Source organism: Streptomyces sp. NPDC042638, assembly GCF_040647235.1.
Taxonomy (GTDB): Bacteria; Actinomycetota; Actinomycetes; order Streptomycetales; family Streptomycetaceae; genus Streptomyces; species Streptomyces rameus.
In genome coordinates this window covers 35,209-56,859 of record NZ_JBEZBT010000003.1, presented here as the reverse complement: position 1 = coordinate 56,859, position 21,651 = coordinate 35,209, and the positions used below count along the sequence as shown (strand labels likewise).

Genomic DNA, 21,651 nt, shown 5'->3' with positions numbered 1-21,651 from the left:
TAGGGTCTGCTCGGAACCAGGACCCCTGCCTGGCTGTCTACGAGGGCGTACCGGCTGATCCCGACAGGCACCGGCCGGCTACGAGGACGTACGACGAAACGCGCGACCGGAGGACGACGATGACGGTGACCCTGGCGGACGTGGCGGCCCGCGCCCAGGTCTCCCCCGCGACGGTGTCGCGCGTGCTGAGCGGCAACTACCCGGTCGCCGCCGCCACCCGCGAGCGGGTGCTGCGGGCCGTGGACGAACTGGACTACGTCCTCAACGGCCCCGCCAGCGCGCTCGCCGCGGCCACCTCCGACCTGGTCGGCATTCTCGTCAACGACATCGCCGACCCGTTCTTCGGGATCATGGCCGGCGCGATCCAGGCCGAGATCTGCGGTCCGGGCGGGCGGGCCGGCGGGGAACGCCTGGCGGTCGTCTGCAACACCGGCGGCTCTCCCGAGCGCGAGCTGACGTATCTCACCCTCCTGCAGCGGCAGCGGGCCGCGGCCGTGGTGCTGACCGGCGGAGCCGTGGAGCACGCACCGCACGCCGCGGCGGTCGCGGCGAAGCTGCGGAAGCTGTCGGAGGCCGGGACGCGGGTGGTGCTGTGCGGGCGCCCGCCGGTGCCGGACACCGAGGCCATCGCGCTGACCTTCGAGAACCGGGGCGGCGCCCGCGCTCTGACCGGCCATCTGACCGGCCTCGGCCACCGCCGGCTCGGCTACATCGCCGGCCCCGCGGAACGGACGACCACCCGGCACCGGCTGGAGGGTCACCGCGCGGCCCTGGCCGCGGCCGGCATCGAGGAACACCCCGGCTGGACCGTGCACGGCCGCTACGACCGGCGGTCCGGGTACGAGGCCACGCTCGAACTGCTGCGCCGCGACCCCTCGCTGACGGCGATCGTGGCCGCGAACGACTCCGTCGCCCTCGGCGCCTGCGCCGCCCTGCGCGAGTCCGGCCTGCGCATCCCCGAGGACATCTCGGTCGCCGGCTTCGACGACCTGCCCTTCAGCGTCGACGCGGTGCCCTCCCTGACGACGGTCCGGCTGCCGCTGGCGGAGGCGGGGGCACGGGCCGGGCGCGTCGTGATGGGCCGCGAGGAACCCCCGCCCGGCGGGATCGCTACCGTGCGGGGGGAGTTGATGGTGCGGGGTTCCACGGGAGTGCCGCGGTCGTCCTGAGCGGGCCCACCCACGCCCCCCGGCCCTGCCCGTTCCGCGCGGCGGTCCACGGGGTGACACGGCGTACAGGCGCTGCCCGACACCGGCCACCGGCTGGGCGCCTCGGTTCGGGGCGTCGGCTGAAGCGGCCGGGGCCGTCGGCCGGGGGACGGGGCATCGGTGCCGGGACGCGCAGCGGGCGTGGGACCGGCCGAGGCGCGCGGGTGCGGCGTCAGTGAGCGGCCGGCGTCTCGGCCGGCCGGGGCGCGGGACGCGCACCGGGGTCGGGTGCGGCGGCGGTGAGCGGCCGGCGTGGCCGCTTCCCGGGGAAGGGGCCGGGCGGCGGCCGGAGATGCATGGACCCGGCGGCTGGGGGGTACGTTCCGTGCCCATGAAGCTGGCGTTCTCCACTCTCGGTGTCCCTGGCCTGCCCGTCCCCGACGTCCTGGCCCTCGCGACCGCGCACGGCTATCACGGGGTCGAGCTGCGCGCCCATCCCGAGGAGCCCGTGCACCCGGGGCTGTCCCCCGCCGACCGCGCGGAGGTCGCGGCCCTGTTCCGGAGCGCGGGCATCGAGGTGCTCGGCCTCGCCGGGTACACGCGCGTCGCCGCCCCGGGCGAGGACGCGCCCGTGCTGGCGGAGCTGCGGGACCTGCTGCGGCTCGCCCACGACCTGGGCGCGCCCTTCGTCCGCGTGTTCCCGGGCGCCGACCCCGACCGGCCCCGCGAGGAGTCGGAAGCGATCGCCGCCCGGCGGCTCGGCACCGCGGCCGAGGACGCCTCCGCGCTCGGCGTCCGGATCCTGCTGGAGACCCACGACTCGCACCGCACCGGCGCCGACGCGATCCGGATCCTCGGCCCGGTCGGACACCGGCAGATCGGCGCGCTGTGGGACGTCATGCACACCTGGCTGGGCGGCGAGCAGCCGTCGGACAGCTACGCGGCCCTCGCCCCGCACCTGGGCTACGTCCAGGTCAAGGACATCGCCTCCGCCGAGGACACCACCCCGCTGCCGCTCGGTACCGGGGTGCTGCCGCTCACCGAGTGCCTGGACGTGCTGTCCCGGCACCACTGGGACGGCTGGCTGTGCTGGGAGTACGAGAAGCGCTGGTACGAGTCGGCGGCGCCGCTCCCGGAGCTGCTGGACGGGGGCCGGGAACACCTGCTGAAGGTGCTGGGCGAAGTGGCGTAGCGTGCCCGGGCGGGGCGCCGTAGCCGGTCCCGGGTGTTCAATTCGCTGGCCGGGGTGACGGTGCGCGGTTAGTCTCCCCCGGTGTTCCAGCCACCGGGGCCGTGCGCCCGCCTCCGCTCATGAGCCTCACGCGCTCGCTCGTCGACGTGACGCCGCTGCGCATCTCGCCCCTGTTCCGGCGGCTGCTGATCGGGCGGACCGTGTCCGTGCTCGGCGGGTTCATGACCATGGTGACGGTCATGTTCCAGGTGTGGGACATGACCCACAGCACCGCCTGGACCGGCGCGGTCGGGCTCGCACAGGCCTTGCCGCTGGTGGTGTTCGGGCTGTTCGCCGGGGCGTGGGCGGACCGGGCCGACCGGCGGCGGGTCTACCTCACGGCCACCGTCGGCCAGGCCGCCTGTTCCCTGCTGCTCGCGGTGCAGGGCTTCACCGGACACGTGCCGGTGGCCGCGGTGCTGCTGCTCGTCGCCGCGCAGTCGGCCTTCGGCGCGCTCGGCGGTCCGGCCGCCGGGGTGTTCCTGCCGCGTCTGCTGCCCAGGGAGCAGGTGGCCGCCGCGCTGGCGCTGCAACAGGTGGCGGGCCAGTCGATGATGCTGCTCGGGCCCGCGCTGGCCGGTGTGCTGCTGGGCTGGTTCGGTATCGGTGTCTGCTACCTGCTGGACGCCCTCAGCTTCGGCGTCGCCTTCTACGGCGCCTTCGGGCTGCCCGCGCTGCCGCCCGAGGGCGAACCGTCCCGGGCGGGGATGCACGGGGTGCTGGACGGGCTGCGGTTCCTGGCCGGGCACCGGGTGGTGCGGGGCGCGCTGCTCACCGACCTCGCCGCCACCGTGCTGTCGTTCCCGGTGAGCCTGTTCCCGCTGGTCAACGCCGAGCGGTTCGGCGGCGACCCCCGCACCCTCGGCCTGTTCCTGTCGGCTCTGGCGGTGGGCGGGGTCGCGGCGACCGGACTGTCCGGCGCGCTGACCAGGCTCGCCCGGCCGGGGGCGGTGATGCTGTGCGCGTCCGCCGCCTGGGGCGCGGCCCTGCTCCTCTTCGGCCTCTCCACCAGCGCCTGGGCCGGTCTGGCCCTGCTGGTGGTCGCCGGGGCGGCGGACGCGACGGCGGTGGTCTCCCGCACCACGCTCGTGCAGACCCGCACCCCGGACGCGCTGCTCGGCCGGGTCACCGCGGCCGAGCAGATCGTCGGCCAGGCGGGCCCGAGCCTCGGCAATGTGCGCGGCGGTCTGCTGGCCGGCTGGACCTCCGGGGCGACCGCCCTGGTCACCGGCGGTGTGCTGTGCGTGCTGGCGGTCGCCGGGGTGGCCGCGACGACGCCCGAGCTGCGGGCACCCGGCACACCCCGCGCACCCGGCGCACCCGCCACCGAGCCGGGCGGCGGGTGACCGGCGGCACCGTAGCCGGGGAACGGCCCGCGGGCGCGCGCCAGCCGGCTGACGACCCGCGGACGCAGCCGGGAGGCGTGTCCGTCACCGAGCCGGCCGGGCCGTGAGCGGCGCCGAATCCGCCAGGCACCAGTCGAGCACGGCCGGCCAGGGCCCGTACCCGGCGTTCAGGTCGAGGTGTCCGGCGCCGGGCAGGATGTCGGCGGGGATGCCGAGCGGTTCGGCGAAGTGCGTGCCGGCGCCCTCGGGGCAGTACGGGTCGTCGTCGCCCGCGACCAGCCGCGTCGGTCCGGGCAGCGTGAAGTCCGGCGCGGGCGGGGCGAACGCGGCCACCTCGGGGTACCGGGCGAGGACGGATCCGGACGGCGGGGCGACGAGCAGTACCCGGTCCGCGAGCCGCTGCTGCTCCATGCCCCGGGCCGCGGCGTGCAGCCACAGCACGGCGGACAGGCTGTGGGCCACCACGACCCGCTCGCCGGTTCCGGCCGACTCCTCCAGGTGGCGGGCGAGTTCGCCGAGCCAGACCTCCAGGTCGGGGTCGTCCGCGTCGGGCAGCTGCGGGTAGCCGACCCGGTGGCCCAGTGCGCCGAGCCGGTCTGCGAGCCAGTGCTGCCAGTGCCCCTCCGGGCGGTGGTTCTGCCAGCCGTGCAGCACGAGGTACGAACGTGTGGTCATGCCGGTGATCCTGTACGGCCCGTCCGCCGCGGTCCAGTGCCCCCAGGCTGGACGCGCCCCCGTGAATACCCCGCCGACGGCCGCTTCCTGGTTACTGTGCATTCCCTTGACGGAAAGAAACTTCCCGGATATTGGTGACTCCTCGGAAGTTTCCTTCAGCGGTTCTCCTCTGGAAGGAGCGCACGTGCACGACACCAGCACGGGAAGCGACACCGGCACGGGAAGCACGGGACACACCGCACGGCCGTCCAGACGCGCCGTCCTCGCCGCGACCGCGGGCCTCACCGCCGCGCTGAGCGTACCGACGGCCGCCCACGCCGCCCCCCACGACGACCGCCGGCTGCGCGCCCTGATCTCCCGTATGACGCTGGAGGAGAAGGTCGGCCAGCTCTTCGTGATGCGGGTCTACGGCCACTCCGCCACCGCCCCCGACCAGGCGGACATCGACGCCAACCTCAAGGAGATCGGCGTCCGCACCGCCGCCGAGCTGATCGCGAAGTACCGGGTCGGCGGGATCATCTACTTCACCTGGGCGCACAACACCCGCGACCCGCACCAGATCGCCGACCTGTCCAACGGCATCCAGCGGGCCTCGCTGGACCAGCCGCGCGGTCTGCCGGTGCTCATCGCCACCGACCAGGAGCACGGCGCGGTGTGCCGGGTCGGCGCGCCCGCCACGCTCTTCCCCGGCGCGATGGCGATCGGCGCCGGCCGCTCCCGCTCCGACGCCCGCACCCTCGGCCGGATCTCCGGTGCCGAACTGCGCGCGATGGGCGTCAACCAGGACTACTCACCCGACGCCGACGTGAACGTCAACCCGGCCAACCCGGTGATCGGCGTACGGTCCTTCGGCGCCGACCCGGAGGCGGTCGCCGGACTGGTGGCCGCCGAGGTGAAGGGGTACCAGGCGGCGGGGGTCGCGGCGACCGCCAAGCACTTCCCCGGCCACGGGGACACCGCCGTCGACAGCCACTACGGCTTCCCGGTCATCACCCACAGCCGGGACCTGTGGGAAAAGCTGGACGCGGTGCCGTTCCGGGCCGCGATCCGGGCGGGCATCGACTCGGTCATGACCGCGCACATCCAGTTCCCGGCGCTGGACGACTCCGGCGACCCGGCCACCCTCTCCCACCCGATCCTCACCGGCATCCTGCGCGGCGAACTGGGCTACGACGGGGTCGTCATCACCGACTCCCTGGGCATGCAGGGCGTGCGCACGAAGTACGGCGACGACCGGGTGCCGGTGCTCGCCCTCAAGGCCGGCGTGGACCAGCTGCTCAACCCGCCCTCGCTGGACGTCGCCTGGAACGCGGTGCTGAAGGCCGTCCGGGAGGGCGAGCTGACCGAGGCCCGGCTGGACGAATCGATCCTGCGCATCCTGCGCCTGAAGGCCCGGCGCGGAGTCCTCGACCGGCCCTGGGCCAGCCCGGAAGGCGTGGACCGCACCGTGGGCACCGCGTCCCACCTGGCCAGCGCCGCCCGCATCGCCGAACGCACCACCACCCTGCTGGTCAACGAAGGCGGCGTCCTGCCCTTCGACCGCCGCCGTGAGCACCGGCTGCTGGTCGTCGGCGCCGACCCGGCCTCCCCGTCGGGCACCACCGGCCCGCCCACCGGCGTCCTGGCCGCCGCCCTCACCGAACTGGGCTTCACCGCCACGGCCCTGTCCACCGGCACCGCGCCCTCGGCCGGGACGGTCGACAAGGCGGTCACGGCCGCGCGGGACGCGGACGCGGTGATCGTCGCCACCTACAACGTGACGGCGGGCAGCTCCCAGCGGACTCTGGTGGACCGCCTCGTGGCGACGGGCCGCCCGGTGGCCGTGGTGGCGATCCGCAACCCGTACGACGTCGCACAACTCCCCTCCGTCCGGGCCTGCCTGGCCACGTACTGCTGGACGGACGTCGAACTGCGCGCCGCCGCGCGGGTGATCGCCGGCCGGGTGGCACCGCGCGGGAGGCTGCCGGTGCCGGTGCAGCGCGCGGACGACCCGGCCCAGGTGCTGTACCCGATCGGACACGGGCTGAGGTACTGAGGGCCGGGCGGGAGCGCTACGCGTGCCGTGCGCGCGGGCAGCCGACCGAGCGCCTCGCGGGGTCTGCTCTCAGCACAGGATCCAGCCGGAGCTGCGCGAGTACGCGCCCACCGCGCCCCTGATCCAGACGCACCGGTGACCGGCGTTCACGGTCACCGGCCCGGCGAGGTGCTTGTAGCGGCCCTTGTCGACGACCGGCCGGTTGCCGCGCGCCTGCACGCTGACCGACATGGACTGGACGGAGCCGGCGTTCCGGGCGACGGTGACGGCGCAGACGTAGTCGCCGCGCTTGTAGACGTGGATGACGCCGGTTCTGAACGGCAGGGTCCGCACCTCGCGCCCGGCGCAGCCGTCGGCCGAGGCGGCCTGCGCGGTTGCCGTCGCCGTGAAGGCGAGCGCGCCGGACGCGGCCAGGACGGCCGCTCCGAGTGCCAGTCGCCGGCGTATTCCACCACTGCCCATTCTCGTCCTCCCCGTCACGGTCACACTCCCCTGCGTCCGTACTGATGTACGGACGCACGGGTGTGTCGGATGGTTGCACGACCGTCAGCGCGGCGCGGCGGCCGGGTCCCGGCGCGGACCCGGCCTGAATCCTGCCCCGGGGCTCAGCGGGACACGCCGACCGGCTCCTCCGGCTCGCCCTGGCCGACGAAGGTCCGCCACAGCTCGGCGTACCGGCCGCCGAGGGCCAGCAGTTCCTCGTGGGTGCCGTCCTCGGCGACCCGGCCGTGGTCCATCACCACCACCCGGTCCGCGCGGGCCGCGGTGGTCAGGCGGTGGGCCACCACCAGCGTCGTACGGCGGCCCGCCAGGCGGTCGGTGGCCTGGTTGACCTGTGCCTCCGTGGCCAGGTCCAGGGCGGCCGTGGCCTCGTCCAGGAGCAGGATGTCCGGGTCGACCAGTTCGGCGCGGGCGAGGGCGATCAGCTGGCGCTGGCCCGCCGAGAGGTTGCGGCCGCGTTCGGCGACCTCGTGCAGATAGCCGCCCTCCAGCGTGGCGATCATCTCGTGCGCGCCGACCGCCCGGGCAGCCGCCTCCACCTCGGCGTCCGTGGCGTCGGGGCGGCCGTAGGCGATGGCGTCGCGGACGGTGCCCGGGAAGAGGTAGGCCTCCTGCGGGACGACCCCGAGCCGGTGCCGGTAGGAGGTGAGGTCCAGGCCGCGCAGATCCGCGCCGTCGGCCGTGACCCGCCCGGCGGTCGGGTCGTAGAACCGCGCCACCAGCTTGACGAGGGTGGACTTGCCGGCGCCCGTCTCGCCGACGAAGGCCACCGTCTGCCCGGCCGGTATCCGCAGGTCGATGCCCGACAGCGCCTCTTCCTCGTCGCCGTACGCGAACCGCACGTCCTCGAAGGCGATGTCGCCCCGGAGGGACGGCACGGCGAGGGGTTCGTCGGCGGGTTTCGTGGACGTCGGCTCGCGCAGCAGCTGCTGGATGCGGCCCAGCGACACCGTGGCCTGCTGGTAGCCGTCGAAGACCTGGGAGAGCTGCTGGACGGGCGCGAAGAACAGGTCGATGTAGAGCAGGTAGGCCACCAGGGCGCCCGTCGTGAGGGTGGCCGCCTCCACCCGGCTCGCGCCCGCGACCAGCACGGCCGCCGCGGCGACCGAGGACAGCAGCTGCACGAACGGGAAGTAGACCGATATCAGCCACTGGCCGCGGATGCGGGCGCTCCGGTAGTCCTCGCTGCGTTCGGCGAACCGCCGCCCGCCGTCCCGCTCCCGCCGGAAGGCCTGCACGATCCGCAGGCCGGCCACGGTCTCCTGGAGGTCGGCGTTCACCGCGGAGACCCGCTCGCGGGCGAGTTCGTACGCCTTCACGCTCGCCCGGCGGAAGAAGAACGTGGCCACGGCCAGCGGGGGCAGGGTGGCGAAGACGACGAGGGCGAGCTGTACGTCGAGCACCAGCAGGGCGACCATGATGCCGAAGAAGGTGACGACCGAGACGAACGCCGTGACCAGGCCCGTCTGGAGGAACGTCGACAGGGCGTCGACGTCGGTCGTCATGCGGGTCATGATCCGGCCGGTCAGCTCGCGCTCGTAGTAGTCCAGGCCGAGCCGCTGCAGCTGGGCGAAGATCTTCAGCCGCAGCGTGTACAGCACGCGTTCGCCGGTACGGCCGGTCATCCGGGTCTCGCCGGTCTGCGCGGCCCACTGCACGAGCACGGTCAGCAGGGCGAGCAGGGAGGCCGACCACACCGCGCCGACCGCCATCCTGGTGACACCGGAGTCGATGCCGTGCCGGATCAGCACCGGCAGCAGCAGGCCGGAACCGGCGTCCACGGCGACCAGCAGCAGGCTGACGAGCAGGGGCGGCCCGAAGCCGCGCAGCAGCCGGCGCAGGCCGTAGGAGTCCTCGGGCAGGACCGCGCGGTCCTCGTCGACGCCCGGGGTGTCGGTGGCGGGCGGCAGCGCCTCGACCTGGGCGAGGAGCTGCGGGGTGGCCGGGGTGCCGGCGAGCGCCGGGTCCCTCGGCTCGCGGTCACCGGTCCACAGCCGGGGGGTCACGCCGCGCTCGGCGTCGAACTCGGCGTCCAGCTCCTCGCGGACGGAGGTGTCCTCCGGCGGCCCGGCCGGGCGGGCGTGGCCCGGGGAGACGCCGCCCAGCTCGTCCGGGTCGGTGAGCAGGCGGCGGTAGAGGGGCGAGCGCTCCTGGAGTTCCTCGTGGGTGCCGAGGTCGGCGAGCCGGCCGCCGTCCAGGACGGCGATGCGGTCGGCGAGGTTCAGGGTGGAGCGGCGGTGGGCGATGAGCAGGGTGGTGCGGCCCTCCATCACCTGCTTCAGCGCCTCGTGGATCTCGTGCTCGACCCGGGCGTCCACGGCCGAGGTGGCGTCGTCCAGGACCAGCAGGCGCGGGTCGGTGAGCAGGGCGCGGGCGAGCGCGACCCGCTGGCGCTGGCCGCCGGAGAGGGTCAGGCCCTGCTCGCCGACCGTGGTGTCGTAGCCGTCGGGCAGCTCGGCGATGAAGCGGTGCGCCTGGGCTGCGCGGGCCGCGGCCTCGATCTCCTCCTGCGTGGCGTCCGGGCGGCCGTAGGCGATGTTGTTGCGGACGGTGTCGGAGAAGAGAAACGAATCTTCCGGGACCAGGCCGATCGCGGCCCTGAGCGACTCCAGGGTCAGCTCGCGGACGTCGTGGCCGCCGATCAGGACGGCGCCGCGGCTGACGTCGTAGAAGCGCGGCAGGAGCAGGGAGAGGGTGGACTTGCCGGAGCCGGAGGAGCCGACGACGGCCAGGGTCTCGCCGGGCCGGATCTCCAGGCTGAGCCCTTGGAGGACGGGGCGCTCGGGGTCGTACCCGAAGGAGACGTCGTCGAACTCGACCGTCGCGGGCGCGTCCGCGGGCAGCTCCTTGGTGCCGTCCCTCAGGGTCGGCTCGGTGTCGATCAGCTCCAGGACGCGCTCGGTGCCCGCGCGGGCCTGCTGGCCGACGGTGAGGACCATCGCGAGCATCCGGACCGGGCCGACCAGCTGGGACAGGTAGGTGGAGAAGGCCACGAAGGTGCCGAGCGTGATGTGACCGCGGACGGCGAGCCAGCCGCCGAGGGCCAGCATGGCGACCTGGCCGAGCGCCGGGACGGCCTGCAGGGCCGGGGTGAACTTGCTGTTCAGGCGGATCGTGCGCAGGCGGCCCGCGAAGAGGCGGCGGCTGACCTCGCGCAGCTTGCCGGTCTCCTGCTCCTCCTGCCCGAAGCCCTTCACCACGCGTACGCCGCTCACCGCGCCGTCGACCACTCCGGCGACCGCGGCGGCCTGGGCCTGGGCGTACCAGGTGGCGGGGTGCAGCCGGGTGCGGCTGCGCCGGGCGATCCAGCCCAGGGCGGGTGCGACGGCCACGGCGATCAGGGTCAGCGGCAGCGACAGCCACGCCATGATCACCAGGGAGATCAGGAAGAGCAGGACGTTCCCGATGGTCATCGGGAGCATGAAGAGCAGGCCCTGGATCAGCTGGAGGTCGCTGGTGGCCCGGCCGACGACCTGCCCGGTGGACAGCTCGTCCTGGCGGCGGCCGTCCAGCCGGGTGATCGTGCCGTACATCTCGGTCCGCAGGTCGTGCTGGACGTCCAGGGCGAGCCGGCCGCCGTAGTAGCGGCGGACGTAGGCGCAGGCGTAGACGAGGACGGCCGCGCCTGTCAGGGCGCCCGCCCAGGGGGCCATGGCGCGGCTGTGGCCGCCGATCACGTCATCGATGATCACCTTGGTGATCAGCGGCACGACGGCCAGTACGGCCATGCCGGCCAGGGAGGAGCCGAGGGCCAGGATCACGTCCTTGCGGTACCGCCAGGCGTAGCCCGCCAGCCGTCCTGCCCATCCCCGTCGCGGTGCCACTCGGGTGCCTTCCTGTCGGCCTGCTCGTCCGGAACACACCAACGCCCAGGGAAGCGGATTTCATCCCTCCGCAACAAAACGACGTTGATTACCGGACGCGTACCGCAGGAGAACGTTCGGACACGCACCCGCAGGAAAAGAGGAGCGCATGGTCCGCGCCGCCTTCTGGCAGCCGTCGCGGGACGGTGTCCGGCGGGACACCGTCCCGTGCGGCCTCCGCCGCGCGGGCGCCTTCGCGTCAGCCCCGCGGCGGTACCGGGACGAGCGCCTCGCCGGGCCGGTTCGTCGGGGTGTAGAGCCTGGTGGACGCGGTGGTCGGCACGAGGTCCCTGTGGATGGCCCTGGCGACGTTCTGGATCGTGGCCACGCCGTAGTCCATCGTGCTGTTGTCCTGCGTCAGCACGCTGATCACGTAGTCGTGGCCGGCTCCGTTGAAGGTGCCCAGGCTGTGCACCCGCCAGCCGTGCGCGGAGCGCTCCAGCCACCCGTTCTTGACGTGCACGGCGACGGAGGACGGCGCACCGGCGGGCGTGCCCCAGCGCTGGTCGGAGACGACCTGGCCCATCAGCTTCAGGATGTAGGCCCGCGAGTTGTCGCTCAGCACCGTGTTCTTGGCGGTGACGAGCTTGAGCAGCTTCTGCTCGTCGGTGACGTTCTCCTGGGTCAGCCCCCAGTAGCCCTCCGCGTCCGGCACGGTCTTCGTCATCCCGGCGGCGGCCAGGAAGCCCTTGATCTTCGCCAGACCCAGCTGCTTCCACAGCTTGCTGGTCGCGTCGTTGTCGGACTGGGTGATCATGGCCGTGGCCAGGTCGGCCTCGGTGTCGGTCAGGTACCGGCCGGTGTTCTTGGCGTCCCACAGCAGCGTGGCGAGCACGGTGACCTTGACGGTGCTGGCCGAGTCGAAGGCGGTGGCGGCGTTCAGCGTGCAGGTGGTGTCGGTGGACCGGTCGTACAGGCCGACGGCGACGGTGCCGGTGCGGTCCTTCAGGGCGGCGGTGATGTCCGCCTGCAGCTTGGCGGCCAGGCCCGCCTTGGCGGACGTGCAGCTGACGTCGGGCGCGGGCGCCGCCGCGGCCGGGGTGGCGGCCGTGACGGCCGGTACGAGCAGCGCGGCGCCGATGGCGGCCGCCAGCGCGCCGGATCGGCCGGATATCCGACGGGGCATCAGTCGGTGGGTCATGAAGAGGTTCCCCCTGAACGTCGTACGGACGTATCCCTGAACACTTCTTTTCGCGGCGGGCGTTGGAGTCCGCCGAGTACAGCTGCGGAAACGTCCCGCGGAGGCACGGACCCGCCGTGCCTCCGCGGGGTCCGTGTCAGCCCTGCGGCGGCACCGGGACGAGCGCCTCGCTGGGCCGGCTCGTCGGGGCGTAGAGGCTGCTGGCGGACTGCGTCGGCACGAGGTCCCTGTGGATGGCCCTGGCGACGTTCTGGATCGTGGTCACGCCGTAGTCCATCGTGCTGTTGTCCTGCGTCAGCACCGTGATCACGTAGTCGTGGCCGGCGCCGTTGAAGGTGCCCAGGCTGTGCACCCGCCAGCCGTGCGTGGAGCGCTGCAGCCAGCCGTTCTTGACGTGCTTGGAGACGGAGGAGGGCGCACCGGCCGGGGTGCCCCAGCGCTGCGAGGAGACGACCTGGCCCATCAGCTTCAGGATGTAGGCCCGCGAACTGTCGCTCAGCACCGTGTTCTTGGCGGTGACGAGCTTCAGCAGCTTCTGCTCGTCGGTGACGTTCTCCCGGGTCAGCCCCCAGTAACCGTTCGCGCCCGGCACGGTCTTGGTCATGCCCGCGGCGGACAGGAAGCCCTTGATCTTCGTCAGGCCCAGCTGCTTCCACAGCTTGCTGGTCGCGTCGTTGTCGGACCTGGTGATCATGGCCGTGGCGAGCGACTGCTCGGTGCTCGTCAGATACCGGTTGTGCTTCTTGGCGTCCCACAGCAGCGTGGCGAGCACGGTGACCTTGACGGTGCTGGCCGAGTCGTAGGCGCTGGTGGCCCGCAGGGTGCAGGTGGTCTTGGTGGAGCGGTCGTACAGGCCGACGGCGACGGTGCCCTTGCGGTTCCTCAGGGCGGCGGTGATGTCGGTCTTCAGCTTGGCGGCCAGGCCGGCCTTGGCGGACGTGCAGGTCACTGCGGGTGTGACCGCCGCGGCCGGGGTGGCAGCGGTGACGGCCGGTATGAGCAGCGCGGCACTGACGGCGGCCGCGAGCATGCCGGCACGGCCGGGTATCCGGTGAGTCATGAAAGGTTCCCCCTCGAACGTCGTACGGGCGTCCCCCTGAACGCCGTTGAGCGCACCCGTGCGCTGCGTGGTTCGACTCGCCAGGGCGGTCGAAAGTTGTACGCATGTTCGCAGAGGGGGAGTCGGGGTTCACGACCGGGGCGGGGGCCGTTGCCGAGGAGCAGGCGGCTCACCCCAAGAGCGCGCCGGTACGCGCGTCCACCTCCACCGTCGAGGGCTCGCAGCCGTTGCCGTCCGCGTCGGGAACGCACCCGGTGTCGGTGACAGCCACCGACCAGATCGCGCGCCAGGGCCCGGTGTTGCCCCTGGTGCGTTCGGTCATGAGCGGCCCCGCGTGCACGCGCGGCCCGGAGGCGTCGGTGCGGCCCTTGTTCTGGTCCTCGCGGACGATCTCCTCGGCCCGCCGCGCCGAGATCAGGCGGGCGGGAAGGTCGAGGTGCCTGGGTCCGAGGTCCACCGACAGGCCGAAGACGCGTCCGGCGCTGTTGAGACGGACGTCGAGGCTGCGGGGCATCTCCACACCGCGCTCCTTGAACCGCCAGGAGGTGACCCACCCGGCGCCCTCGCTGTCGTGGACCACCCGTGTGGCGTGCCAGGACGCCGATGCGGCCCAGGGGTACTGGGCGCGCATGTAGGTGCGGGCGATGCGGTAGGCGTCCTCGGTGGTCCGGGGCCTGCTCGCGCCCGGCACCGGGAAGCCGGCCTCCGAGGGGTGGACGGTGTTCGTGAACACGGTCAGCCGGCGTCCTCCGGGCCACATCAGGTCGCCGGTGAAGCCGCCCGCGAAATGGATGTGCATCCAGCCGTTGTAGCCGTCCAGACCCGGGCTGATCTGTACGCGCCCGACCCGGTACCGGTCGCCGAAGGCCTGCCGTACCGCCCGCTCGGCGGCCGTCCGCTCGTCGCCGTCCGCGTCCCGGACACTGGAGCCGTCGACATGGTTCAGGGTGACCGCGGTCCGGACCGTGACCGCCCCGAGCAGGCCGAGCACCCCGAGGAGCACCAGGGCGGACCTGGCCCCGGCCCGCCAGGCGACCCGCCCGCGCACCGCCAGGAGCCCCACGGCCAGACCGGTCAGTCCGCCGCCCACGTTCATCTCGACGTCGGCGCTGTCGCAGATGCCGCCGGCGAACGGGGCGACCGCCTGGGTGAGTTCGATGAGGCAGGGCAGCGCGAGCACCCCGGCCAGCACGGGCAGGGGCCGCCGCAGGGCCAGTACGCCGAACAGTCCCACCGGCACGAACATGGCCAGGTTCCACTGTCCCTGGGTGGTGTGCAGCGGCTCGGTGAGCTGATGGTCGATCACACACTCGGCAGCGCCGCCGCCCTCACCGGACCGCAGCGCGAGGGTGACCCCGAGCACGCCGGTGAGGCAGAAGACGAACGGCAGCCACCAGAAGGCATGCTCCGCCCGCCACCGCCGGGCCCCCCACCACGCCGCCCCACCGAGCACGGCAGCGACGACGGTGAGGCCGCCCAGAAACCCGTAGTCGTCCCGGAACACAGCCTCGAACACGCCTTGCACTCCCCCGTAGTGCCGACTCGCACGGCCTTGTCAGGGCCATACGACCTTGATCACTTCGAAGGACGGCGTGCGGGCCGGAGCAGTTCCCTCATCCGCGCGCGGTGCGGATCACGCCTCGAACTCGTACTCCAGGACGTAGGCGGCGGAGTCGAGCGTCATCTCGTTCACCTCCACGACCCGGCCCTCCGTATCGAAGGCGGTTCGCGCGAGCAGGACCACGGGCACTCCCGCGGACAAGGCCAGCCACTCGACCTCGTCGTGCGCGGGCATGCGGGAGCGGATCTCCTCCCGGAAACGGACCGGCCCGTGTCCGAGATCCGCCAACCGCGCATAGGTACCGCCCGGCCCCGTGTCCGGCTGGGTGATCGGGGTACCGGCGACGAGTTCCGCCGGCAGGTAGGGCGTGGACAGCAGCACCGGTTTGCCGTCGAGTACGAAGCGACGGCGCCGGACGCAGACGTTCGTCTCCTCGTCCAGATCCATGACGGCCGCGATGACGGCCGGCGCGGGCTCATATGTCACCTCGACCGAGTCGACGGTCAGTTCACGGTTTGCGATGTCCGCCGACCAGACGGAGCGCCCCTCGCCCCACCGCGACCGCGCCAGCCGCTCGATGCCGCGACGCCGGACAGGCCTGAAGTCCCGTACGAACACACCGACCCCCCTGCGAGCCTCGGCGTTCGGAGGTCCCCATGCCAGACGGTGTCGCACCCCGGCCGTCCCAGCTTCCCGGTGCGGGCCGAGAGGAACTGGCGGTTACCCCACAGTCCTCGCAGTGCCGGACGCGCACGCGCGCTTGTCCGCGCGCAGCTCGCCGAGTGGAAGGTCGCTACGGAAATCGCCGAAACCGCGGAGTTGTTGCTGCCGGAGCTGATGAGCAACGCCATCCAGCACGCCCGGAGACCATCGGGCCGGGAGATCGGTGTGCGGGTCGCCCGGTACGACGGCCGGCTGCGTGTAGAGGTCGCCGACGCCAACTGCGCCCTGCCGCAGGCGAGGACGGCCACAACCGAGGACGAGCACGGTCGCGGCCTCGCCATCGTCATCGCGCTCGCGGTCAGCTGGGGCTGCTGTCCCCGTCGGTACGGCATCGGCGAAGCGACCTGGGCAGAGTTGGAGCTGCCTCCCTCTGCCTGATCCGCGGCGTCACTGACCCAGATGCGTCGGCGCGAACATCCGCAGTACCGCCGGGAGTACGACCACCGACGGGCCCGGGGTCGCCAGGGCTTTCGTCAGGTCGGTCTCCAGGGTCTCCGGAGTCGTCCGCACCCCCGGTACGCCGAATGACTCCGCCAGGGCCACGTAGTCCGGGCGGGTCAGTTCCGTGGCCGTGGCCTGGCCGAAGGTGTCCGTCATGTACTCGCGGAGGATGCCGTAGCCGCCGTCGTCGACGATCAGCCAGGTGACGTTCAGGCCGTACTGCCTCGCCGTCGCCAGCTCGGCGATCGAGTACAGGGCGCCGCCGTCGCCCGACACCGCCAGCACCGGGCGGGAGGGGTCGGCCGCCGCCGCGCCCAGGGCCGCCGGGAAGCCGTAGCCGAGGCCGCCGGCGCCCTGGGCCGAGTGCATGGTGTTGGCGCCCTTGGGGTCGAACGCCGACCAGGCCCAGTACGCCAGGATCGTCATGTCCCAGAAGGACGGGGAGGTGGCGGGGAGCGCCCGGCGGACGGATGCCAGCACCTCCTGTTCCAGGGTGAGTTCCTGGGAGGCGATGCGGTCGGCGACCTTCGCGAGAAGCTGCCGCACCCGCCGCGGCGCCGACTCGTCGGGCCGGTCCGTCACCGTCTCCAGCAGGGCCTGGAGCGCCAGGCGGGCGTCGGCGTGGATACCGAGGGCGGGGTGGTTGGACTCCAGCTTGCCGGGGTCGGCCTCGATCTGGATCACCCGGCCCCGGGGCTTGAACGTGTGGTAGTTGGAGGAGAGTTCGCCGAGGCCCGAGCCGACCACCAGGAGGACGTCCGCGTCCTCCAGGAAGTCCGTCGTGTGCCGGTCCTCCAGCCAGGACTGGAGGGACAGCGGGTGCTCCCAGGGGAAGGCGCCCTTGCCGCCGAAGGTCGTGACGACGGGGGCGTTCAGCTTCTCGGCCAGCGCCCGGAGCTTGCCGGAGGCGTCGGAGCGTACGACACCGCCGCCCGCGATGACCGCCGGGCGGGACGCGTTCGACAGCAGGTCGGCGGCCACCGCCGTCAGTTCGGGGCGCGGGACCACGTCCTCGGGGGTCGCGTCCATCGCCGTCACCACCGGCAGGGGCGTCTCCGCCAGGAGTACGTCCTGGGCAATCTCCACCCAGACCGGGCCGTGCGGGACCGTCAGCGCCGACCGCCAGGCCGCCGCGATGGCGGAGGGGATCTGGGACTGGGTGCGGACGGTGTGGACGGACTTGACCACGCCCCGGAACGAGGCCGCCTGGTCGGGGAGTTCATGGAGGTAGCCGTGCCGGCCTCCGCCGAGGCCCGCCGTGGGGATCTGGCTGCTGATCGCCAGGACGGGGGCGGAGGCGGCCGCCGCCTCCTGGAGGGCGGCGAGCGAGGTCAGGGCGCCGGGACCGGTCGACAGGAGCAGCGGGGCGGCCTCGCCGGTGATCCTGCCGTACGCGTCGGCCGCGAAGCCCGCGTTGTTCTCGACCCGCAGGCCGACGTAGCGCAGCGAGGAGCGGCGCAGGGCGTCGAACATGCCGAGGGCATGCTGGCCGGGCAGGCCGAAGACGGTGGTCGCGCCCAGCCCGGCCAGGGTCTCCACGACCAGGTCTCCGCCGTTGCGGCCCGGGGGCGGGTTCAGCGCGGCCTCCGTCTGCGCGGGCGTCGGGCGGAGTACCAGGTCGTGGTCGTGGGTCACTGCTCTCGGTCCCCTAGGGTGCGTCAGGCGTTGCGGGCCGCCGCGATCTGGCGGCTCATGATGGTGGTCAGTTCGTAGGCGGTGTGGGAGGCCGCGACCGAGGTGATCTCGGCGTGGTCGTACGCGGGCGCCACCTCGACGACGTCCGCCGAGACCAGGTTGCAGGACGCCAGGCCGCGCAGGATCTCCAGCAGCTCGCGGGAGGTCATGCCGCCCGCCTCCGGGGTGCCGGTGCCGGGGGCGTGGGCCGGGTCGAGGCAGTCGATGTCGATGGAGATGTACAGCGGGCGGTCGCCGATGCGCTGGCGCAGCTGGTCGGCGACCTCGTCGGCGCCGCGGCGGTAGACGTCCGCGGAGGTGACGATGCCGAAGCCCATCTTCTCGTCGTCGGTGAGGTCCTGCTTGCCGTAGAGGGGGCCGCGGGTACCGACGTGGGAGAGCGCCTCGGTGTCGAGGATGCCCTCCTCGACCGCGCGGCGGAACGGGGTGCCGTGCGTGTACTCGGCGCCGAAGTAGGTGTCCCAGGTGTCCAGGTGGGCGTCGAAGTGGAGCAGGGCGACCGGGCCGTGCTTCTTCGCCACCGAGCGCAGCAGCGGCAGGGCGATGGTGTGGTCGCCGCCGAGGGTCATCAGACGGGCGCCGGTGCCGAGCAGGTCGTCGGCGGCGGCCTCGATGGTGTCGACGGCCTCGTTGATGTTGAACGGGTTCACGGCGATGTCGCCGCCGTCCGCGACCTGGGCGAGGGCGAAGGGGGAGGCGTCCTGGGCGGGGTTGTAGGGGCGCAGCAGCCGAGACGCCTCGCGGATGGCGTTGCCGCCGAAGCGGGCGCCCGGCCGGTACGAGACACCGGAGTCGAACGGTACGCCCACGACGGCGACGTCGGCGGTGCCGACCTCGTCCAGCCGGGGCAGCCGGGCGAAGGTCGCGGGGCCGGCGTACCGCGGGACGCGGGAGGAGTCGACGGGGCCGCGGGGCGTCTCGTTGCTGCTCATGATGAAATGCCTTCTTTCCTGCGCTTCGTCGCGCATGTACTGCTTTCCCTATGACTCTACTGGGGAGTCGGGACCGGTTCGGACACGAGTTCGGGGGACCGTCCGGCGAGGCGCTCACGCCAGGCGGCGAGGACCGTCTCGTCGGTGGGCCGCGTCGCCAGGGAGACGGCGACGTAGGCCGCGAGGGAGGCGAGGAGGCCGTAGTAGACGGGTTCGTTGGCGAGGATGCCGTAGCCGGCCATCAGGCCGATGACGGCGAGGCCGCCGACGGCGACGGCGGCCAGCGCGCCCTGGACGGTGCCCCGCTTCCACAGCAGGCCGCCGAGGATGGGGACGAGCAGGCCGCCGACGAGGAGGTCGTAGGCCAGGGTCAGTGCCTCGACCACGTTGTTGAGCGCGATCGCCGTGCCGATCACGGCCAGGCCCATGACCAGGATGAAGACGCGGTTGCCGGCGACCTCGTCGTGCTCCTCGCCGTCCCGCCGTGCAGCGCCGCGCAGCCGCGACCAGATGTCGTTGTTGGCGACCGTGGCGCAGGCGATCAGGGCGCCGGAGGAGGTCGACATCACGGCGGCCAGGGCGGCGGCCAGCACCAGACCGCGCACGCCGACGGGGAGTTCTTCCTTCACGATCGTGGCGAAGGCCTCGTCGGGGGAGCCCAGCTTGGGGTAGAGCACCTTGGCGGCCGTGCCGATCACCGCGCCGGCGACCGCGTAGACCAGGCAGTAGGTCCCGGCCACCGTGCCGCCCCACCGGGCGGTCCTGTCGCTGCGGGCGGTGAACACGCGCTGCCAGATGTCCTGGCCGATCAGCATGCCGAAGGTGTAGATCAGGACATAGGTGAAGATCGTCTCGCCGCCGATGCCCAGCGGGTCGAAGTACTCGGTCGGCAGCTTGGCCTTCATCTCGGCGAAGCCGCCCGCCTTGACGACCGCGATCGGCAGCAGGAGCAGCAGCACGCCGATGGTCTTGACGACGAACTGGACCATGTCGGTGAGCGTGATGGACCACATGCCGCCGAGGGTCGAGTACGCGACGACGATCGAGCCGCCGAGGACGATGGCGACCGTGCGGTTCACGTCGAACAGGACGTCGAAGATCGTGGCGTAGGCGATGGTGGAGGTCACCGCGAGCATGAGGGTGTACGCCCACATGACCACGCCCGAGATCACCCCGGCCCGGCCGCCGTAGCGCAGGTCGAGCATCTCGGAGACGGTGTAGACCTTCAGGCGGGCGATGCGCGCGGAGAAGAAGACGGACAGGGCGAGCAGACCGAGGCCGATGGTGAAGACCATCCAGGCGCCGGAGAGGCCGTACTGGTAGCCGAGACCCACCCCGCCGATGGTGGACGCGCCGCCGAGGACGATCGCCGCCATGGTCCCGGAGTACATGGCGGGGCCGAGGCGCCGGCCGGCCACCAGGAACTCGCTCTTGGACCTGGCCCGGCGCATGCCCCACCAGCCCATGGCCAGCATGCCGGCGAGATAGACGACGATCACTGTGTAGTCGACGGCCATGGGGCGGCCCTCCTTCGTTCCACGGTCGGTGGCGTGTCGTGCGAAGACGTGGGGGGTCCTCCGAAGAGGCTCGACGGCAGCGGATCGCGGGGACATCCGCCCGTACCCGCGGCTGCCGTTCCGTGTTGACACTAGGTGGCCGGAAAGCGACTGCGAAGAGTACGTTTCATCCATATGAACGGGGCGGGATGGAGGAAACGCACATCATGCCGGAGACGATCACCCCAGCCGTCCCACCGACCCCGCCGGTCCCGCTGACGGCCCTGCTGGCCCGGGAGGACCTGGGCCTGCGGCAGATCGCCGGTCCCACGGACCCGGACACCGTCGTCCACTGGGCGCACACCTCGGAGATGGCCGACCCCTACCCGTACCTGCTGGGCGGTGAGCTGCTGCTCACCGCCGGGGTGCACATCCCGGGGACGGCGGGCACCGGCACGTACTTCGACGACTACGTCTCGCGGATCGTCGCGGCCGGCGGCGCGGCCCTCGGGTTCGGGGTGGCCCCGGTGCACGACACGGTCCCGCCCGCCCTGGTCGCCGCCTGCGACCGCCTCGGCCTGCCGCTGTTGGAGGTCCCGCCGCAGACCACGTTCTCCGGCGTGGCCCGCGCGGTCTGGCAGCTGATGGCGCAGGCGCGGCTGGCCGAGCTGCGCCGCGTCACCGAGGCCCAGCAGAGCCTCGCGGCGGCCGCCTCCCGGCCGGATCCGGTGCCCGCGGTACTGCGCCAGCTGGCCCAGCGCCTGGGTGGGCGCGCGGTGCTGTACGGCCCGGACGGCTCGGAGGTCGCGGCGGCGGGCCGGCAGGCACCGGAGGGCGTGGGGAGGGCACTGGCGCAACTGGCCGGCGTGGTCGGCCCGGCGGCCCGCCCCGACCGCCCCACGCCGGCCCCCGCCCCGGCCGGTCCGCAGCCCACCTCCGCCACCGACGCCTCCGGCGACACCCATCTCTCCGTGTACGCCCTCGGCGCCGGTGAGGGGTTCGTGCTCGGGGTGGCCACCTCCCGGCGTGAGCCCGGCGACCACACCATCGCCTCCGTCGCCTCCGTACTGCTGTCCCTGCTGACCGGGGAGCGCCACAGCGGGGCCGGCGCGGCCCGGTCCTCCGCGCTCGTGCGGCTGCTGCTGGGCGCTCCGCCGGGCGAGGTGGCCCCGCTGCTCGGCACCGGCCGGTGGCTCGTCGTGCACGCCCGGCCGGAGACCCAGGTGCCGGACCCGGTCACCGCCTCCGCGCTCGGCGCCGCCCTGGGGTCCCCCCTGGTCGACCTCGGCCGTGAGGCCGTACGGGTGCTGGTGCCCGCGGACCGGGAACCGGCGCCGCAGCCCGGCTGGACGGTCGGCGTGAGCGCACCGGCCGAGCCGCGGGACTGGCCGGCCGCCGACACCCAGGCCGCCCGCGCCCTCGCCCGCGCCCGCGCCACCCGCACTCCGCTGGTCAGGCACGCCGCCCGGCCGGCGCTGGCGGACCTGGTGCCGACGGCGGACGCCGAGACGCACGCCCGCACCCTGCTCGCACCCCTCGGGGGGCAGCCCGCGCTCGCCGAGACCCTGCGGACCTGGCTGTCGCTGCACGGCAGTTGGGACCGGACGGCGGTGGCGCTGGGCGTGCACCGCAACACCGTGCGGCAGCGGATCGCCCGCTGCGCGGGGCTGTTGGCCGCCGATCTGGACGACCCGGACGTACGCATGGAGCTGTGGTTCGCGCTGCGGCGGGGCTGACGGCAGGGGCGGGTGAGACCCGTCCCAGCGGGCGATATGCCGAAGACTCCGGCGGCGCACTGCCCCA

Annotated in this window: 15 protein-coding genes and 1 pseudogene; 6 read left to right on the top strand and 10 right to left on the bottom strand. The window is 73.3% G+C overall.

Translation table 11 applies throughout. The features are described from left to right. The first annotated feature begins 119 nt into the window (after positions 1 to 119). The 3 genes from AB0B40_RS03405 (at position 120) to AB0B40_RS03395 (ending at position 3,725) form a co-directional block, all read left to right on the top strand. Positions 120 to 1,169: a LacI family DNA-binding transcriptional regulator gene (locus tag AB0B40_RS03405; RefSeq protein WP_345047599.1), complete on the top strand. Its 1,050-nt coding sequence runs from the start codon at positions 120 to 122 to the stop codon at positions 1,167 to 1,169. Positions 1,170 to 1,539: 370 nt separating this feature from the next. Beyond that, positions 1,540 to 2,340, top strand: coding sequence for a sugar phosphate isomerase/epimerase family protein (locus AB0B40_RS03400; protein ID WP_345047597.1), 801 nt, complete (start codon positions 1,540 to 1,542; stop codon positions 2,338 to 2,340). 119 nt (positions 2,341 to 2,459) lie between these two features. Continuing rightward, positions 2,460 to 3,725, top strand: a complete 1,266-nt coding sequence (locus AB0B40_RS03395; RefSeq protein ID WP_345047596.1) for an MFS transporter — start codon at positions 2,460 to 2,462, stop codon at positions 3,723 to 3,725. 84 nt (positions 3,726 to 3,809) lie between these two features. On the opposite strand, the gene AB0B40_RS03390 is transcribed toward AB0B40_RS03395, so the two are convergent. Next, a complete protein-coding gene (locus tag AB0B40_RS03390) occupies positions 3,810 to 4,400 on the bottom strand; it encodes an alpha/beta hydrolase (RefSeq protein WP_345047594.1) in 591 nt (196 codons plus the stop codon). A 184-nt stretch (positions 4,401 to 4,584) separates the two neighbouring features. Here AB0B40_RS03390 and AB0B40_RS03385 point away from each other — a divergent pair, with 184 nt between their 5' ends. Continuing rightward, the gene (locus tag AB0B40_RS03385; RefSeq protein WP_362262516.1) at positions 4,585 to 6,435 is read left to right on the top strand and encodes a glycoside hydrolase family 3 protein; all 1,851 of its coding nucleotides are present in this window, start codon (positions 4,585 to 4,587) and stop codon (positions 6,433 to 6,435) included. A 69-nt stretch (positions 6,436 to 6,504) separates the two neighbouring features. On the opposite strand, the gene AB0B40_RS03380 is transcribed toward AB0B40_RS03385, so the two are convergent. From AB0B40_RS03380 to AB0B40_RS03355, 6 genes and pseudogenes are all read right to left on the bottom strand, one after another. Next, entirely contained in the window at positions 6,505 to 6,897 is a 393-nt protein-coding gene (locus tag AB0B40_RS03380; protein ID WP_345047590.1) for a hypothetical protein, read from the bottom strand. Positions 6,898 to 7,040: 143 nt separating this feature from the next. Beyond that, positions 7,041 to 10,760 carry an ABC transporter ATP-binding protein gene (locus tag AB0B40_RS03375; protein WP_345047588.1) on the bottom strand — a complete coding sequence of 1,240 codons (3,720 nt, stop codon included), beginning with the start codon at positions 10,758 to 10,760 and terminating at the stop codon, positions 7,041 to 7,043. Positions 10,761 to 10,998: 238 nt separating this feature from the next. Further along, positions 10,999 to 11,925 carry a serine hydrolase gene (locus AB0B40_RS03370; protein WP_362262782.1) on the bottom strand — a complete coding sequence of 309 codons (927 nt, stop codon included), beginning with the start codon at positions 11,923 to 11,925 and terminating at the stop codon, positions 10,999 to 11,001. A gap of 151 nt (positions 11,926 to 12,076) precedes the next feature. Further along, a complete protein-coding gene (locus AB0B40_RS03365) occupies positions 12,077 to 12,970 on the bottom strand; it encodes a serine hydrolase (protein WP_345047719.1) in 894 nt (297 codons plus the stop codon). Between the two features lie 199 nt (positions 12,971 to 13,169). Next, positions 13,170 to 14,516 carry a VanZ family protein gene (locus AB0B40_RS03360; protein ID WP_362262512.1) on the bottom strand — a complete coding sequence of 449 codons (1,347 nt, stop codon included), beginning with the start codon at positions 14,514 to 14,516 and terminating at the stop codon, positions 13,170 to 13,172. A gap of 117 nt (positions 14,517 to 14,633) precedes the next feature. After that, positions 14,634 to 15,203 (bottom strand): annotated as a pseudogene (locus AB0B40_RS03355) (UTRA domain-containing protein); the annotation flags it as partial. Between the two features lie 24 nt (positions 15,204 to 15,227). On the opposite strand from AB0B40_RS03355, the gene AB0B40_RS03350 reads away from it, so the two are divergent. After that, entirely contained in the window at positions 15,228 to 15,662 is a 435-nt protein-coding gene (locus AB0B40_RS03350; protein WP_362262509.1) for an ATP-binding protein, read from the top strand. Between the two features lie 9 nt (positions 15,663 to 15,671). On the opposite strand, the gene AB0B40_RS03345 is transcribed toward AB0B40_RS03350, so the two are convergent. The 3 genes from AB0B40_RS03345 to AB0B40_RS03335 are packed head-to-tail and all read right to left on the bottom strand — an operon-like array spanning position 15,672 to position 19,869. Further along, positions 15,672 to 17,360 (bottom strand): thiamine pyrophosphate-binding protein, encoded by a 1,689-nt coding sequence (locus AB0B40_RS03345; RefSeq protein WP_362262506.1) that lies wholly within the window; start codon positions 17,358 to 17,360, stop codon positions 15,672 to 15,674. A 23-nt stretch (positions 17,361 to 17,383) separates the two neighbouring features. Beyond that, positions 17,384 to 18,352 carry an agmatinase gene (gene speB / locus AB0B40_RS03340; RefSeq protein ID WP_345047583.1) on the bottom strand — a complete coding sequence of 323 codons (969 nt, stop codon included), beginning with the start codon at positions 18,350 to 18,352 and terminating at the stop codon, positions 17,384 to 17,386. 56 nt (positions 18,353 to 18,408) lie between these two features. After that, positions 18,409 to 19,869: a sodium:solute symporter gene (locus tag AB0B40_RS03335; protein WP_345047581.1), complete on the bottom strand. Its 1,461-nt coding sequence runs from the start codon at positions 19,867 to 19,869 to the stop codon at positions 18,409 to 18,411. 206 nt (positions 19,870 to 20,075) lie between these two features. Between AB0B40_RS03335 and AB0B40_RS03330 the strand changes: the two genes are divergently transcribed. After that, positions 20,076 to 21,584: a PucR family transcriptional regulator ligand-binding domain-containing protein gene (locus tag AB0B40_RS03330; protein ID WP_345047580.1), complete on the top strand. Its 1,509-nt coding sequence runs from the start codon at positions 20,076 to 20,078 to the stop codon at positions 21,582 to 21,584. Positions 21,585 to 21,651 lie beyond the last annotated feature (67 nt).

Bases quoted from the DNA above. Each gene is read 5' to 3' on its own strand.
- AB0B40_RS03370 (WP_362262782.1), bottom strand. From the start codon at position 11,925: ATGCCCCGTCGGATATCCGGCCGATCCGGCGCGCTGGCGGCCGCCATC.
- AB0B40_RS03335 (WP_345047581.1), bottom strand. From the start codon at position 19,869: ATGGCCGTCGACTACACAGTGATCGTCGTCTATCTCGCCGGCATGCTG.
- AB0B40_RS03405 (WP_345047599.1), top strand. From the start codon at position 120: ATGACGGTGACCCTGGCGGACGTGGCGGCCCGCGCCCAGGTCTCCCCC.
- speB (WP_345047583.1), bottom strand. From the start codon at position 18,352: ATGAGCAGCAACGAGACGCCCCGCGGCCCCGTCGACTCCTCCCGCGTC.
- AB0B40_RS03395 (WP_345047596.1), top strand. From the start codon at position 2,460: ATGAGCCTCACGCGCTCGCTCGTCGACGTGACGCCGCTGCGCATCTCG.
- AB0B40_RS03390 (WP_345047594.1), bottom strand. From the start codon at position 4,400: ATGACCACACGTTCGTACCTCGTGCTGCACGGCTGGCAGAACCACCGC.
- AB0B40_RS03365 (WP_345047719.1), bottom strand. From the start codon at position 12,970: ATGCTCGCGGCCGCCGTCAGTGCCGCGCTGCTCATACCGGCCGTCACC.
- AB0B40_RS03400 (WP_345047597.1), top strand. From the start codon at position 1,540: ATGAAGCTGGCGTTCTCCACTCTCGGTGTCCCTGGCCTGCCCGTCCCC.
- AB0B40_RS03330 (WP_345047580.1), top strand. From the start codon at position 20,076: ATGCCGGAGACGATCACCCCAGCCGTCCCACCGACCCCGCCGGTCCCG.
- AB0B40_RS03380 (WP_345047590.1), bottom strand. From the start codon at position 6,897: ATGGGCAGTGGTGGAATACGCCGGCGACTGGCACTCGGAGCGGCCGTC.